A 15140-nucleotide genomic window follows, 5' to 3' on the forward strand; every position below is an offset into this window, starting at 1 on the left:
ACCCCGACGCTGCGACACCCGGGTGGTCGCGCCGGGTCAGCCGGCGACGATCTCGGTGGCTCCCCGCTCGAACTCGTCGACGTCGCCACGCTCCCCCGCCCGGTGTGCTCGCCCGCCGACGCCCCACTGGTAGCCGAGGACCAGGGCGAGCGCCACCGTGCCGATGCCGATCTTCACCGGCCACGGCCAGTCCTGCCGGGTGACGGTCCCCTCGACGATGCCGGACATGAGCAGGGTGAGCACGAGGCCGATCGCGACCGTGATGAGCGCTCGACCGTCCTCGGCCAGCGCCTGCGCCCGGGTCCGGTGCCCCGGGGCGATCCACGACCACGCGATCATCAGCCCGGCCCCACCCGCCAGGAAGATCGAGTACAGCTCGAGCTGCCCGTGCGGGGCGATGTAGAGGAAGAAGTCCCCGAGCCGACCCTGCGAGTGCATGATCGACGCCGAGACACCGAGGCTCATCGCGTTCTGCACGATCGAGTACGGCACGAAGAGCCCGGTGATGCCGAACGCCACCATGCTCGCGGCGATGTAGGCGTTGTTCGTCCACACCTGCGCGGTGAACGCTCCGAGCCCGTGGTCGGAGTAGTAGTCGACGAAGTCCTGGGTGGCGTACTGCCGGAGTGCCGAGTCCGTCCCGAACGTGTCGACCGCGCCCGGCGTCGACGCGATCCACACGGCCGTGACGGCGGCGATGACGATCGTGGCGACCGCGACCCAGATCGTCACCCACCGGATCCGGTACAGCGCGGCGGGCAGCTGGAGGGCGAAGAACCGGACGACGGCGGTGACGGGATCGACCGGCGTCCCCGTGAACCGCAGGCGGGCTCGGTGGAGGGTCAGCGAGAGCCGGTCACCGGTCGCGGAGCGCGGTGACACCTGCCGGATGCGGGCGAGGTCCGTCGCGGCCGCTCGGTAGTCGGTGAGCATGCGATCGACGTCGTCACCCGAGGTGGGGCGGCGTCGGGCGAGCCGGTCGAGCTCGTCCCACCGAGCGCGATGCACCTCGGAGTAGGCGTCCAGGTCCATGCGCTCCCCCTCGTGCTGGTCGGAGCCACGCTCCGGGTCCACGACCGCTCGTGGTCCTGTTCCGACAGAATGATCCCATGCCGAAGCGCGCCACGCCCCGGGACCTCGCGGACCGCCGCTTCGTCCGCGCCCTGGACGACACCGATGACGCGCTCGTCGTCGGTGAGGCCGTCGCGCTCGACGTCGTGCCGGCGAGCATCGTCCTGCGGGGAGCCGCCGCACTGCTCGACGCGATGTGCCTCGTGGTGCTCCTCGTGATGCTCCTCATCGGCATGTCCCGGGTCTGGCCGACCGGGGTCGACAGCGGCTGGTCCGCCGCGGCGCAGATCGTCGTGGTGGTCGTCGTCTTCGTGCTCGTCCCGGCGGCCGTCGAGACCGTCACCCGAGGCCGGAGCGTCGGTCGGTACGCCCTCGGGACCCGGGTGGTCCGGGTCGACGGCGGCGCGGTGTCGTTCCGGCACGCGTTCACCCGGGCCCTCGTCGGACTGCTGGAACTCTGGCTCACGGTGGGCTCCCTCGCCCTGGTCGTCGCACTGTTCGGCTCCCGCCCTCGACGCCTGGGCGACCTGCTCGCGGGTACCGTCGTGCAGCACGAGCGACTGCGCCGGTCGGTCGACCCGGTCGTGACGCTGCCACCGTCACTCATCGGGTGGGCCGGCGTCGCGGACGTCCGTCGGCTGCCGCAACGGCTCGAGAACCGCATCGCAGCGTTCTTCCGGGGCGCGGCCTCGGTGCAGCCCGGACTCCGCGCCGAGGTGGCGCGTTCCCTGGCGGCCGAGGTCGCCGAGTACGCGCAGCCGGTGCCGCCGGTCCCGGCCGAGGAGTTCCTGGCCGGGGTGGTCGCGCTGCGCCGAGCGCGTGACCTACGGGCGTTCACCGGCCGGGCGCGCACCCTCGAGCGGGCGAGCACGCTCGCGGGGGCGCGTCCGCCGGGCTTCCCGCGCTGAGGACCCCGACGGACGCTGCCCCGGCACCAGGGCTCAGTAGCGGTACTGCTCCGACTTGTACGGGCCCTCGACCGGGACGCCGATGTACGCCGCCTGCTCCGGCCGGAGTTCGGTGAGCCGGACCCCGAGGGCCTCCAGGTGCAGCCGGGCGACCTTCTCGTCGAGGTGCTTCGGCAGCACGTGGACGCCGACCGGGTACTGCTCGAGCCGGGTGTGCAGTTCGATCTGCGCGAGCACCTGGTTCGTGAACGAGTTGCTCATCACGAAGGACGGGTGACCGGTGGCGTTGCCGAGGTTCATCAAGCGGCCTTCGCTGAGCACCAGGATCGAGCGGCCGTTGGGCAGACGCCACTCGTGCACCTGCGGCTTGATCTCGACCTTCTCGGCGCCGGGCATCGACTCGAGGCCGGTCATGTCGATCTCGTTGTCGAAGTGCCCGACGTTCGCCACGATCGCCAGGTGCTTCAGCGCGAGCATGTCGTCCACGCCGACCACCCCGAGGTTGCCGGTGCAGGTGACGACGATGTCCACCTGGGCCGCGACGTCCTGCAGACGGGCGACCTGGTAGCCGTCCATCGCCGCCTGGAGCGCGCAGATCGGGTCGACCTCGCTGACGATGACACGGGCGCCCTGACCACGGAGCGCCTCGGCCGCGCCCTTGCCGACGTCGCCGTAGCCGACGACGAACGCGACCTTGCCGCCGATCAGGACGTCGGTGGCCCGGTTCAGGCCGTCCGGCAGCGAGTGGCGGATGCCGTACTTGTTGTCGAACTTCGACTTGGTGACCGAGTCGTTGACGTTGATCGCCGGGAACCGCAGCCCGCCGGCGCGCGCCAGCTCGTACAGGCGGTGGACGCCGGTGGTGGTCTCCTCGGTGACGCCCTCGATGTCCGCGGCGATCCGGGTCCAGCGGTCGCCGGACTGCTCGAGCGAGGACGCGACCGTGGCCAGCACGATCTCCCACTCGGCGCTGGCGTCGGGGCCGGCGTCCGGGACCCGGCCGGCGGCTTCCGCGTCCGCGCCGGTGTGCACGAGCATGGTCGCGTCGCCACCGTCGTCGAGGACCAGGTTCGGGCCACGCCAGGAGACGGGCTCGGAGTCGGCCCCGGCCTCGGCTGCCTCGGCGCTCCAGTCGAAGACCTGGTTCGTGCACCACCAGTACTCGTCGAGGGTCTCGCCCTTCCATGCGAACACCGGGACGCCGGCGGGGGCGTCGACCGTGCCGGTCGGGCCGACGGCGACGGCGGCCGCGGCTTCGTCCTGCGTGGAGAAGATGTTGCAGCTGGCCCAGCGGACCTGCGCGCCGAGGGCGACCAGCGTCTCGATGAGGACGGCGGTCTGCACGGTCATGTGCAGCGAGCCGGCGATGCGCGCCCCGGCGAGCGGTTGCGCGGCGCGGAACTCGTCCCGGAGCGCCATCAGGCCGGGCATCTCGTTCTCGGCGAGTCGGATCTGGTGGCGGCCGGCCTCGGCGAGCGTGAGGTCGGCGACGCGGAACGGGACGGCGGCGCGGGTGTCGGTCGGCATGCCGCTCAGTCTCCCACGCACCGCCGACCAGGACGGTGTCGCGTGACGCCCGTGGACAGACCCACGGGGACGGCTGACGGTGCAGGAGGGAGCGAGGCGTGCCTCCCGTCAGGACGGGTGACGCTCCGGCGTCCGGGGCGGCGGGTCACGCCGGATCACGCGCCATCCTTGCGGGACCCGCAGGGTCGCGGCGTGCCGGGCGCAGAGGTCGTACCCGTGCGGTTCGACGCGTCCGGAGAGCGGCCCGACGACGACCATCGAGTCGGCGTAGTCGTACGTCAGGGTCGCCGAGGCGCCCGCGCCACAGGCGACCTTGCTGCAGATCCGTACGTCCATACCGGACTCGACCCTACCGGCCGCGCCACGGGGAGCCCGCGCGGGGTCCTGCCGCGTACGATGGCGGGATGCGCCGCAAGCCCAGGATCGTCACCCCGGTCGACCGTGCACGCGGTCGTTCCCGCCACGGCCGGGGCCACCGGTCGAGCGTGACCGGGCCGGAACTGGCCCCGGTGATCACCCGGGCCGAGGCCTTCGACCGCGTCGTCGGCGACACCGCGCACTACCTGGTCGGACTGTGGCCGGAAGAACTGACGGGCGTGGTGTTCCAGGTCGCGGACATGCCGACCGACACCGGCCTGCCCGACGAACTCCCCCGGTGGCGCATCGACCGGGACGCCCGCCGCGTGACCGTCTTCCGGATCCCGGTCGAGCGGGTCACCCACAGCCCCGAGAAGGACGACGTGGACCGGCGGATCGTCGTCGAGACCGCGGTGTTCCGCGCCGTCGCGGAGCTCATCGACAAGGACCCCTGGGACCTGGCACCGGACCGCTACCGTCACTGGTGACGGGCCGGTCGGCGCCCGACGGCCTCGCTCGCTACGGGTAGACGCGCACCGGACTCGAGACCTCGGTCTCCGGGCGCACCGGGAACCCGGCGATGCCGTCGTCCCCCTGGTACGTCACCCCGGCCACCAGGCCCTCGGCGCCGCTGATCGTGACCTGCTGCGCACTCGGCACGGTCACGGTGGCGGTGGAACCGGAGGTGACCTGCACCTCCTGCGCGTCGTCACCGGACCGGACCGTCACGGTCGCGTCCTGCCGCGTCGGGTTGACGAGGTTCAGGCGAGCGCCGGAGCCGGCGGCGACCGCCGTGACCGTGGTGGCGGAGAGCGGCTCGGCCGACGCGAACCAGCCGAGGTCGGTCCGCCCGTCGTCGGTCGGGGTCGTCGTGCGTGCCCCCGCGACGATCGGCACCGACGAGTCGATCGTGAACGAGTAGCGGCCGTCCGGGAAGTCGTCGAGCGGCACGTCGGTGACGACGCCCGGCTCGGCGGTGGCGTCGACCGTGGTCCCGCCGCCGTCGGCCGTGGTGATGCCGAGCGTGACACGCGCGACCTCGGTGCCGGGGACGTAGAGACGCAGCACCGGAGCGGCATCGGCGGTGTCCTCGCCGCGTTGCGCGCCCTCGGCGTCCTCGAGCACGACCGCGGGGATGACCTGGGTCCGTGACGGGGCCGCGCCGCCGGAGACGATGTCGAAGCCGCCGGGGGTGAGCGTCCGGACGACGGTCTCCTGCATGTGGGCGACGATCTGGCCGCCGGAGGACGTGACGTGCACGACCGTCGAACCCTGGTCGGTGACGAAACCGGACAGCGGGACGACCTTCTGCGAGTTCGGGGCGACCACGATGCCGGTGGTCCCCGGTGCGCTGACGGTGCCGCTGGTGTCGGCGATCGACAGGTCGACGGTCGCGTTGACGTCGGTCGGGTTGCTGAGGGTGACGAGGCTGGTGCGACCGGTCTCGGTCGAACCGCCGACGAGCCAGGTCGACTGCGACGGGTCGTCACAGGAGGCTGCCCCCACGCCGACGACGTCGCCGTCGGACACGCTCTGGGAGCTGCTGCCCGCCACCTGCGGAGCGGTGTCGCCCGCCGGGGCGGTGAGGAGCGTCGGGACGCTGCTGCCGGTGCTCGCGCTGCCGAGTTCGCTCCGGTCGACCCGGTCACCGGTGGTGGCGGTGGCGATCTCCGGCGAGCCGATGGTGCTCGCGCGGGTGGCGTCGTTGCCGGCGTCGTCGGACAGACGCAGCGCGCTGCCGGCGCAGACCCGCTCGGCCGCGGCCGGCACCGGGGTGACGGTCCGCCCGGCGGGGTGCCCCGGTTCCGCGGTCGTGCCGATGGTGTGCGCGGCGGCGATCGTGCCGGCCGCGACGACCACGGCCACGACGGTGGCGGTGCCGCGGAGTGCCCAGCGGCGCGCGGTGCTCGTGCTCATTCGTCGCGCTCCTCGTCGAAGGTGGTGGCGGGTTCGTCGGCCTCGAGGACGTTCGACGTCGCACGGCGGCGGCGGGGCGCGGTCGGCACGGCGAGCAGTGCGGCCGCGCCGAAGACCACGCCGATGACCACGAGGTAGAGCACGTGGGTCGCCTTCGCGGCGGCCGAGCCGGTGCTCGTCCGGTCGACGTCGCCCTCGTAGTGGAAGAGCGACCCGCTGGCGGTCTCCCCGATGCTCGTGAAGCGGGCGTCCTGTCCGATCGCCCCGGCGGCCCGGTCGTGGACCGCGCGGGCCTCGGCGTCGTCGGGGGCGTCGTCGAGCAGGACGAAGCTGATGCCGAGGTCACGGAGCGCCGGCTCGGGGTCGTAGCCGCTGCGGCTCGCCAGGTTGCCGGCGAGGGTCGCCAGGCGACTGCCGGACCGGCTCAGCGAGAGGGCGGTCGCGTCGAGGGTCCACTGGTCGTCGAGCGTGGAGCCCTGGCCGCGCTCGAGGGCGACCGCGAGCGACCCGTCGGTCTGCGGCTGGACGACGAGCGTGCCGACGTCGGGGTTCGCCTGCGCCTCGGCGTTGACGTACGCGCTGAGCACCCGGCCCGAGGTCGGCTGGATGGCCGCTCGGTCGAGGTAGAAGGCGGCGAAGGCGGGAGCCACCGCGACGGCCGCGAAGACCGAGGCGACGAGCCCGACGACCGGGGCCGCCCGGGGGACGGTGTCGATGCCGATGCACGCCGCGACGACGATCGCGAGCGCGAACACCGACAGGGCGCTGCCCGGCCAGACGATCGTGGTGGTGGAGCCGACGCCGGTGACGGCGAGGTGCGTCGCCCCGAACGCGGTCGCGTAGCCGAGCAGGGCGGCGACGAGCGCCGTGCCCGCCAGGGACCAGCGGTGGCCGAGGACGGCACCGATCGCGCTCGCCGCGACCGGCAGGGCCAGCACGGCCATCGCGACCGGCAGCACGGCGTCGCCGAGACCGAGCGGCGCGACGGCGGACAGCCACCCGTTCCAGTCCGGCAGCGGTTGCCCGATCGCCAGCTGCAGCGCACTCGGCGCGGGCGTGGCGGAGGGGACGCCCGGGTCCGCGAAGACGGCGAGCGGGTTGCCCCGGGCGATCTGCGCGAGCACGAGCGGGACGAAGAGCACGGCTGCCGGCACCGGTACGAAGACCCGTCGGTGTGCGTGCCGCCAGCCGACCACGAGGGCGACGAGCCAGCCGATCAGGAGCACCGGCAGGAGCGACGGTGCCGACGCGGCGACGACCGCGAAGAGCAGCGCAGCCCCGGAGGCCGAGGCCCACGACCGGTGCGCCTCGACCAGCGTCAGGAACAGCCAGGGCACCAGCACGTGGGCGATCACGGCGCCGAGGTGGCCGGTGGTGACCGCGCCGACGAGGGCCGGTGCGACCGTGTAGAGGACGGCACCGATGACCGGCACCCAGGTCCGCGTCGTCACCTTGCGCACCGCGGCCCACGCGCCGAGGGCGGCGAGCGGGAAGGACAGGAGCATGACGAGCACGATCGAGGTCGACGGTGACCAGAACGTGATCGAGCCGAGCACCGCGAGCACCGCGGCGAAGGGGTCGGACGGGCCGGTGGAGCCGGTGCCGAGGGAGTGCCAGCCGTAGCCGACGTTCCGCCAGAGGTCGCCGACGTCCGTGCTGAGCGGCAGCAGCCCCCCGCCGGTGAGCGCGGGCGAGCCGAGCAGCGGGAAGAGCGTCACGACGCTGAGCACGACGGCGGCCAGGACCGCCCAGATGCCCCCGTCCGCCAGGAAGGACGCTCGGGCGATCGGTGCGTCCTCGACGCGGGCGAGTTCGACGTCACGGGAGGTCGTGCGGTGTTCGTGCACCCGTCGCCAGCTGATCCGGAGCGGTTCGATCGCCCCCCACCCGAGCTTCCGGTTCGCCGCGAGGGTCCGCCGGGCACGACCGACCCCACCGCCGAAGGCGACCGCGAACGCGGCGGCCAGCTCACCGCCGACCGCGGCCGGGTGCTTCGCGACGAGGTGTCCGATCGCCCGTCCGAGGGCGAACGGCACGAGGGTCAGCCAGTGGATCCAGAGGACACCGGCGGACGAGTAGGTCAGGCGGCGGTGCAGCTGCGCCTGGCGGTGCATCCGCACACGGCGCCGCTCGGACACCTTCGCGCGGCCGAACTCCTCGATCGGACCGGCGCTGGTGGCCCGGGCGTCCGGGACGACGGCGACGCGGTGGCCGGCGAGGCGGGCACGCACGGAGAAGTCGAGGGCTGCGTCGACGTCCGGCAGCGCGGGGTCGAAGCCGCCGAGGCTGTTCCACACGGACCGGCGGACGAGCATGCCACCCGCGGAGACACCGAGCACGTCGGTGTGCCGGTCGTGCTGGCCCTGGTCGAGTTCGTCCTGGACGAGGGTGATCGAGCGCCCCATCCGCGTCATGCTCTCGCCGAACGCGGCGATGCGGGCCGGGTCGTCGACGTTGACGAGTTTCGGGCCGGCGATCGCGACCGAGGGGGCGATCTCGACGGCACCGAGGAGCGCGGCGAGGGTGCCGGGCGTGGGGCTGTTGTCGTGGCCGACCAGCCAGAGCCACTCGTCGACGCCGTCCTGGGCTTCGGCGCGGGGGGCGACCTGCTCGCCGTGCCGAACCGCCTCGCCGAAGGGCCGCCCGGCCGCGATGCGGGACAGCTGGGCGCTGCCGCCGAAGGAGAGCTCGGAGGTCGACCCGTCGGTCGAGCCGACGTCGACCACCACGAGTCCCTCCGGCGGGCGGGTCTGCGCCGCCAGGGCGTTCAGGGTGCGGTCGAGATGGTCCGACCCGTTGGCTGCGACGAGGATCGCGGTGACGCGGGGCGTGGAGGCACTGGGCTGCATGACGGGAGCGACTCTACGGGCCGGGAGGCCCGGTGCCGGCCGCGCACGACGGCGCGGCGTGAACCTGTGGGAGCCTCAGGCGCGCTTGCGGAGCTTGCGACGCTCACGCTCGGAGAGACCGCCCCAGATGCCGAACCGCTCGTCGTTCTCGAGCGCGTACTCGAGGCACTGCGACCGGACCTCGCACGAGGTGCAGATCTTCTTGGCTTCGCGGGTGGAGCCGCCCTTCTCGGGGAAGAACGCCTCGGGGTCGGTCTGCGCGCAGAGCGAGTCGACCTGCCACGAGAGCGGGTTCTCCTCGTCGGCCTCGGTCGACCGGCGGACGCCCGGGACGCCGAGCGCGACGGGGTCGACGTGCCAGTCGTCCGGCACTCCGGCTTCGAAGTCGGATGCGCTCACCCTGATCACCCCTTGACGTCTCGGTTCGGGACCCTGACGACGATGCCGTCGGTGTAATTACATCGGTGTGATTACCCGGAGTCAAGTCGCGGATCATAGAAGCCCCTCCGGCTTCCGCCGTGGCATGTCCCCCATTCGGGCGTGTCGCGGCGTGTCTGCGGGCCTTTCGGGGGACAGCGAACGCCCCGCGACCGGGGTGGGAGCGGGGCGTGTCGGCCGGGCGCTGACTACGCAGCGCGCTGCCGGGCCTCCCAGGCGCTCGTCACCATGTCGTCGAGCGTGTGTCGCATCGCCCACTCGAGGTCCCGACCGGCCGCCTCGCCGGTGGCGACGATGCGTGCCGGGTCCCCGGCACGACGCGGCGCGACCTCGGGCCGGAAGTCGATCCCGGTCCCGCGAGCCATCGCGTCCATGATCTGACGGACACTCACGCCGTCACCGCTGCCGAGGTTGTAGGCGCGCTCGAGCGGCTCGCCCGCCTCGAGCTTGCGTGCAGCGACCGCGTGCGAGTGGGCCAGGTCGGCGACGTGCACGTAGTCACGGACGCAGGTGCCGTCCGGCGTGGCGTAGTCGTCCCCGTTGATCCGCGGCGTCCGGCCGGCCAGCAGGGCGTCGAAGACGAGCGGGAACAGGTTGTGCGGGCTGGCGTCGTAGAGGTCCGGCTCCCCCGAACCGACGACGTTGAAGTAGCGGAGCGACGTGGTCGTGAAGCCCGCGGCGACCTCCATGTCGCGCAGCAGCCACTCGCCGATGAGCTTCGACTCGCCGTACGGGGACTCGGGCGCCTTCGGGGTCTCCTCGACGACCACGTCGACGTCCGGCGTGCCGTAGACCGCGGCACTCGAGGAGAACACGACCTTGTCGACACCGGCGTCCGCCATCGCCCGGAGCAGGGTCGCCATGCCGGTGACGTTCTGCTCGTAGGTGTGCAGCGGCCGCTCGACCGAGACCCCCGCGTACTTGAAGCCCGCGACGTGGACCACACCCGTCACGTCGTGCTCGCGCAGCGTGCGGACGAGCAGCTCACCGTCCAGGATCGTGCCCTCGACGAACGGGACGCTCTCCGGCACGAAGGCTCGGAAGCCGCTCGAGAGGTCGTCCAACGCGACCGTGTCGATGCCCGCAGCGACCAGCGCACGGACGACGTGTGACCCGATGTACCCGGCACCGCCGGTGACCAACCAACTCATGCCGCCACGCTAGCGGAACGGGCCGGTCCGACGGCGGACCGGCTGCCCCGCCGCCTCCTCGTCCCGGCGCCGCGCGCCGCGCTACGCGCCGGTGGCGATGAAGACCGTCGCGGTGCGGCCGCTGCCGGCGTCCGCCTCGACCGACACGTCGCCCTCGTCGGGCGTGATGTAGCAGGACTCCCCCTGACGGAGCAGCGTCGCCGAGTTCGCCCCGACCAGCGTGACGACGCCCTCGGTGCAGATCGCGATGGACGGACCCGACAGCGGGGCCGTGCCACCGGTGCTGACCCCGACCGGCTTCCCGTCGCTCGTGACGCGCACCAGTGCGAAGCCGACGCCCTCGGGCGCGAAGCGGTCGACGACCGGGCCGAGGTGCTCCGGCTCGAGCAGCGGCGCGGGGTACGCCGTGAAGTCGAGCACCCGGAGCAGCTCCGGGACGTCGACGTGCTTCGGCGTGAGGCCGCCGCGCAGCACGTTGTCTGACGGGGCCATCAGCTCGATGCCCAGGCCGTCGAGGTACGCGTGGATGTTCCCGGCCGGCAGGTACATGGCCTCGCCACGGGTCAGCGTCACGCGGTGCATGAGGAGCGAGACGACGACGCCCGGGTCCTCCGGGTACGTCCGGGCCAGGTCGGCGGCGGTCGCGGTGCTCGGCGAGACGGTGGTCCCGGCGGCGACGGCAGCGGCCACGGCCTCCTCGGCCAGGTGCCCGACCGCGCCGATCACGGCACGGGCGGAGTCGTCGGTCTCCTCGAGCCAACGCACGGTGTCCTCGAGTCCCTGCTGCAGGTGCACCACGAGCGGTCCCAGTCGACCGGACCCGGCGTCGAGCGTCTCGACCTCGGCGAGCGCCTCGGCGACCGGACGGAACCCGCTCAGTGCCTCGAACCGGTCACTCAGCGCGACGACGAGCTCGGGCTTCGGGAACGGGTCCTTGTAGTTGCGGGCGGGGTCGTCGATCGGGACACCGGCCGCTTCCTCGCGGTCGAAGCCCTCGCGCGCCTGCTCGGGCGTGGGGTGCGCCTGCAGCGAGAGCGGTGCGGCTGCGGCCAGGACCTTGAGCAGGAAGGGCAGTCCGGTGCGGTCGTCGCCGAGGGCCGTCTGCGGCTCGGCGGCGATCCAGTCGAGCACCGTGTCCGCGCCGCCGACCATCGCGGGGTTGACCACGACGCTCGGGCTGCCGGGGTGGGCGCCGAGCCAGAGTTCGGCCTGCGGGACGCCGGTGACGGTCCGTCCGAGGAGTTCGGGGATCGCGGAGACGGACCCCCAGGCGTAGTCGCGCGGGGTGTTCGTGATGCCGAGGAACATGGGTCGAGCGTATCCGGCGGCGGTGGACGGGAGCGGCGCACCACGTGCACGATCCGCGATACATAGACTCTCCGCGATGTCCGAGCCGATCCGCCCCGTGTCCGACCACGCCGACCGGACCCGGTGGGACATCCAGGGACTGCGGGCGTTCGCGGTCCTCGCCGTCGTCGTCTACCACCTGTGGCCGAACCGGGTGCCGGGCGGGTTCGTCGGGGTCGACGTCTTCTTCGTCGTCTCCGGGTACCTCATCACCGGACACCTGCTGCGGGAGCAGGTCCGCTCGGGACGGATCGCGCTGGCGGCGTTCTGGGCCCGCCGGGCGAAGCGCCTGCTGCCCGGCGCCGCGCTGACGTTGCTCGCCACCGGGACGGCCGTGCTCGTCCTCGTGCCGAGCACCCTGTGGGGACAGTACGGGCGTGAGCTCATCGCGTCGACGGTGTACCTGCAGAACTGGCAACTCGCCTCGGACGCGGTGGACTACCTGGCCTCGGACAACGACCCCTCGCCGTTCCAGCACTTCTGGTCGCTGTCCGTGGAGGAGCAGTTCTACATCGCGTTGCCGGTGCTGCTGGTGGTGCTGGCCGCGGTCCGCCGCCACGCGCGCAGCGGGTCACGCTCCGCGTCCCCGGTCCACACCGCCCGACTGCTGCTCGGCACCGTCGTGGTGCTCTCGCTCGTCTGGTGCGTGGTCGAGACCCGCACCGCGCCGGGCATCGCGTACTTCTCCACCGCCACCCGGGCGTGGGAGTTCGCCCTCGGTGGGCTGGCGGCCACGCTGCGCACGGTCCCCCGCGCGGCGACGCCACGGGGGAACGGAGCCGACCGGCTGCGCAGCGGCGGTGCCTGGCTCGGCGTCGTCATGCTCGTCACGGCCCTGTGGACGATCTCCCCGACGACGCCCTACCCCGGCACCGCCGCCCTGCTGCCCGTGGTCGGCGCGGGCCTCGTGGTCCTCCTCGGCGGGTCGTCGGGCCTGACCGTGCTCGGTCGGTGGGCGCCGGTCGCGGCACTGGGCCGGATCTCGTACGCCGTGTACCTCTGGCACTGGCCGGCCGTCGTCCTGCTGCCGATCGTCACCGGGCACCCGCTCGGCACCCGGAGCAAGGTCGCGATCCTCGTCGGCAGCATCGCCCTCGCGGCGCTCACGACACGCTTCGTCGAGGAACCCCTGCGGTTCTCGGCCCGCGTGTCGGCACTGCGGCCACGGCGCGTGGCACTCTGGGGCATCGCCAGCACCCTCCTCGTGGTCGCCCTCGGGGCCTCCACGCTCGGCGCGCTCGAGGTGCAGCAGACGCAGGCGGCGGCCTACCAGCGGTCGCTCGAGACCGGCGATGTCCCCTGCTTCGGCGCCGCCGCCGGTGTCGGCACCGCGGACCCGTGCACCGACCCGCGTCTGGCGGACGTCCGCGTCCCGGCGCCGGCCGCCGCGGGCACCGACGACGCCAACCGCCCCGCGTGCTGGTCGAACACCACGCCGGACCTCGCCGTCTGCCGCCTCGGACCGGCGACCGGCTACACGAGGCACATCGCGGCGATCGGCGACTCGCACAACAACGCGCTGATCAGTGCCTACGCGGCGATCGCGCGCGAACGGAACTGGCGGATCGACGTCGCCGGGCACATCGGCTGCTACCTGACGACGGCCGAGCAGCAGGCACCGTCCGACGCCTACACGGCCAGCTGCAACGGGTGGAAGCAGGCGGCGCTCGCCTGGGTGCGGGACCACCCGGACCTCGACGCCCTCGTCGTCACGCACGCGGCGACGAAGAGCCCCGTGATCGTGCCGGCTGGCTCGACGAACGACGCCACCGTGGTCGACGGCCTGGTCGGTGCATGGCGGAACGCCACGGACGCCGGGGTGCCGGTGATCGCGATCCGCGACAACCCGGTCGCGGGCAACGACACACTGGACTGCCTCGGTCGGATGACCGGCCCCACGACCGACGTCTGCGACTCACCCCGGGCCGCCGCGCTCGCCGCGTTCGACGGCTCCGCCGAAGCCGTGGCACGGCTCGGCCACCGAGCCGCGCTCGTGGACCTGACCGACCGGTACTGCACCGCCACGACCTGCCCGGCCGTGGTCGGCGGCGTCGTCGTGCACCGTGACCCGACGCACCTCACCGCCACGTTCGCGCGGACCCTGGCCCCGTCCCTCGGCAGCGCGCTCGCCGACGCACTCCGGACGCTCGGGCGGTGAGCGGCACTAACCTGTCCTCCGTGACGAACACCTGGCCACTGGCGCGCGGCTCCGTGCCCGAACGAGAGGCCTTCGCCCTCGCCGCCACGGTCCTGCTGACGCTGTCCGCCGGCGACGCCGTCCCGAACACGATCACGTGGTGGGGTGCCGCGGCGGTCTGGGCGCTCGAGGGCGCCTGGGGCGTCAGCGTCGTGGTCCGTGCCCGCCCACCGCTGTCCCGCACGCCCCGGGCGCTCTGGCTCTTCCTCGCCTGGTGCCTGGTCTCGGTGCTCTGGTCGCACTGGCGGCCGGCGACGCTGGCGAGCACCGTGGCCCAGGTGCTGTGCGCCCTGGTCGCCTTCGCGATCGCCTCGACCCTGACCTGGCGTCGGATCCTCGACGCGATGAGCCTGGCGTTCCGGTGGGTCCTCGGGCTGTCCCTGCTCTTCGAGGCCGTCGTCGCCGTCGTCGTCCGGCACCCGATCGCTCCGATCTGGACCGACTACGGCGACCGGGACGTCCCGGACGCGTTCTACTTCTCGCGCGCCGAGCTCTTCACCGGCGGACGGATCCAGGGGCTGCCGGGGAACGCGAACCTCCTGGCGATGGTGGCCCTGCTCGCCGCGATCGTCGTCGCCGTCCAGCTCGCCGAGGGCCGGATGCGCCGGATGCGGGCGATCGGGTGGCTCGTCGTCGCCGTGCTGGTGACCGCTCTGACCCGTTCGAGCACGGTGCTCGTGGCCGCCCTGGTCGTGCTGGTGGTCCTGGCCCTCGCGCTGTGGATGCGCCGGGTCCCGACCGAACGCCGCGCGCCCCGGTACGGGGCGATCGCGCTCGGCCTGGTGGTCGTGGTGGTCGGCACCGTCCTCGCGAAGGACACGCTGGTCGCCGTGCTGGGCCGGTCCTCGGACCTGACGGGTCGCGGGACGATCTGGACGGCCGTCTGGGGGCTCATCGAGCAGCACCCGGTGCTCGGCTTCGGCTGGATCGGCTACTGGTGGCCGGACATCCCGCTGCTGGCACAGCTCGCACCCCGCAACGGCGTGACCTACCTGCAGGCGCACGACGCCGCGCTCGACGTCTGGATGCAGACCGGCATCGTCGGCCTCGTCCTCTTCGCGGTCTACGTCGTGACGACGCTCAGCCGCTCCTGGGCGGGTGCCACCCGCGTGGGATTCGGCCCCGACCTCGCCCCGCGCCCCTTCGACGCGGTCGGGCTGTTCCCGCTGCTCGTCGTCGTGGCACTCCTGGTGCAGGCGATCGCCGAGTCGCGGCTGCTCTACCAGGGGAACTGGGTGCTCTTCGCACTGCTCGCGATCAAGTCGCGGATCGTCCTGGTCACCGAGGAACCACCGTCGGTCGGCGACGGTCCACGGACCCCGATCGCGAAGCGCGCGTTCCGTTGGGCGGCGAACCCCTGACGAGCTGAGGCCTCCGG

At 73.1% G+C, this 15140-nt stretch carries 12 protein-coding genes; 4 read left to right on the forward strand and 8 right to left on the reverse strand.

All coding sequences use genetic code 11. The features are described 5' to 3' along the window. Positions 1-36: 36 nt before the first annotated feature. The gene (locus DEJ24_RS14165; RefSeq protein WP_111079201.1) at positions 37-1032 is read right to left on the reverse strand and encodes a stage II sporulation protein M; all 996 of its coding nucleotides are present in this window, start codon (positions 1030-1032) and stop codon (positions 37-39) included. Positions 1033-1109: 77 nt separating this feature from the next. Between DEJ24_RS14165 and DEJ24_RS14170 the strand changes: the two genes are divergently transcribed. After that, positions 1110-1979, forward strand: a complete 870-nt coding sequence (locus DEJ24_RS14170) for an RDD family protein (protein WP_111079183.1) — start codon at positions 1110-1112, stop codon at positions 1977-1979. A 33-nt stretch (positions 1980-2012) separates the two neighbouring features. On the opposite strand, the gene ahcY is transcribed toward DEJ24_RS14170, so the two are convergent. Both ahcY and DEJ24_RS14180 read right to left on the reverse strand, forming a co-directional pair. Continuing rightward, on the reverse strand, positions 2013-3506 hold the full coding sequence (gene ahcY, locus DEJ24_RS14175; protein WP_111044300.1) for an adenosylhomocysteinase: 1494 nt from the start codon (positions 3504-3506) through the stop codon (positions 2013-2015). A 108-nt stretch (positions 3507-3614) separates the two neighbouring features. Continuing rightward, a complete protein-coding gene (locus DEJ24_RS14180) occupies positions 3615-3842 on the reverse strand; it encodes a DUF3499 family protein (protein WP_110904719.1) in 228 nt (75 codons plus the stop codon). Between the two features lie 68 nt (positions 3843-3910). Between DEJ24_RS14180 and DEJ24_RS14185 the strand changes: the two genes are divergently transcribed. Further along, entirely contained in the window at positions 3911-4351 is a 441-nt protein-coding gene (locus DEJ24_RS14185) for a metallopeptidase family protein (RefSeq protein ID WP_110904720.1), read from the forward strand. Positions 4352-4382: 31 nt separating this feature from the next. Here DEJ24_RS14185 and DEJ24_RS14190 read toward each other — a convergent pair whose 3' ends face one another. From DEJ24_RS14190 to manA, 5 genes are all read right to left on the reverse strand, one after another. Then, positions 4383-5780, reverse strand: coding sequence for a DUF5719 family protein (locus DEJ24_RS14190; protein WP_111079184.1), 1398 nt, complete (start codon positions 5778-5780; stop codon positions 4383-4385). Further along, positions 5777-8629: a glycosyltransferase family 2 protein gene (locus DEJ24_RS17005; RefSeq protein WP_111079185.1), complete on the reverse strand. Its 2853-nt coding sequence runs from the start codon at positions 8627-8629 to the stop codon at positions 5777-5779. The genes DEJ24_RS14190 and DEJ24_RS17005 overlap by 4 nt, the downstream gene beginning before the upstream one ends. Before the next feature lie 75 nt (positions 8630-8704). Beyond that, the gene (locus DEJ24_RS14200) at positions 8705-9037 is read right to left on the reverse strand and encodes a WhiB family transcriptional regulator (protein WP_374107134.1); all 333 of its coding nucleotides are present in this window, start codon (positions 9035-9037) and stop codon (positions 8705-8707) included. Between the two features lie 218 nt (positions 9038-9255). Continuing rightward, positions 9256-10218: a UDP-glucose 4-epimerase GalE gene (galE, locus tag DEJ24_RS14205; protein ID WP_111079186.1), complete on the reverse strand. Its 963-nt coding sequence runs from the start codon at positions 10216-10218 to the stop codon at positions 9256-9258. A gap of 81 nt (positions 10219-10299) precedes the next feature. Further along, positions 10300-11526: a mannose-6-phosphate isomerase, class I gene (manA, locus tag DEJ24_RS14210; RefSeq protein ID WP_111079202.1), complete on the reverse strand. Its 1227-nt coding sequence runs from the start codon at positions 11524-11526 to the stop codon at positions 10300-10302. A 76-nt stretch (positions 11527-11602) separates the two neighbouring features. On the opposite strand from manA, the gene DEJ24_RS14215 reads away from it, so the two are divergent. Together DEJ24_RS14215 and DEJ24_RS14220 are read left to right on the forward strand one after the other, a co-directional pair. Further along, positions 11603-13723 carry an acyltransferase family protein gene (locus DEJ24_RS14215; protein WP_181432980.1) on the forward strand — a complete coding sequence of 707 codons (2121 nt, stop codon included), beginning with the start codon at positions 11603-11605 and terminating at the stop codon, positions 13721-13723. Next, positions 13720-15123: an O-antigen ligase gene (locus tag DEJ24_RS14220; RefSeq protein WP_146240632.1), complete on the forward strand. Its 1404-nt coding sequence runs from the start codon at positions 13720-13722 to the stop codon at positions 15121-15123. Before DEJ24_RS14215 ends, DEJ24_RS14220 begins: the two co-directional genes overlap by 4 nt. Positions 15124-15140 lie beyond the last annotated feature (17 nt).

The organism is Curtobacterium sp. MCPF17_001 (assembly GCF_003234615.1).
Lineage (GTDB): Bacteria > Actinomycetota > Actinomycetes > Actinomycetales > Microbacteriaceae > Curtobacterium.

Excerpts from the sequence above, each read along its gene's own strand:
- manA (WP_111079202.1), bottom strand. The coding sequence starts at position 11,526 with ATGTTCCTCGGCATCACGAACACCCCGCGCGACTACGCCTGGGGGTCC.
- galE (WP_111079186.1), bottom strand. The coding sequence starts at position 10,218 with ATGAGTTGGTTGGTCACCGGCGGTGCCGGGTACATCGGGTCACACGTC.
- DEJ24_RS14215 (WP_181432980.1), top strand. The coding sequence starts at position 11,603 with ATGTCCGAGCCGATCCGCCCCGTGTCCGACCACGCCGACCGGACCCGG.
- DEJ24_RS14190 (WP_111079184.1), bottom strand. The coding sequence starts at position 5,780 with ATGAGCACGAGCACCGCGCGCCGCTGGGCACTCCGCGGCACCGCCACC.
- DEJ24_RS17005 (WP_111079185.1), bottom strand. The coding sequence starts at position 8,629 with ATGCAGCCCAGTGCCTCCACGCCCCGCGTCACCGCGATCCTCGTCGCA.
- DEJ24_RS14170 (WP_111079183.1), top strand. The coding sequence starts at position 1,110 with ATGCCGAAGCGCGCCACGCCCCGGGACCTCGCGGACCGCCGCTTCGTC.
- DEJ24_RS14180 (WP_110904719.1), bottom strand. The coding sequence starts at position 3,842 with ATGGACGTACGGATCTGCAGCAAGGTCGCCTGTGGCGCGGGCGCCTCG.
- ahcY (WP_111044300.1), bottom strand. The coding sequence starts at position 3,506 with ATGCCGACCGACACCCGCGCCGCCGTCCCGTTCCGCGTCGCCGACCTC.
- DEJ24_RS14165 (WP_111079201.1), bottom strand. The coding sequence starts at position 1,032 with ATGGACCTGGACGCCTACTCCGAGGTGCATCGCGCTCGGTGGGACGAG.
- DEJ24_RS14185 (WP_110904720.1), top strand. The coding sequence starts at position 3,911 with ATGCGCCGCAAGCCCAGGATCGTCACCCCGGTCGACCGTGCACGCGGT.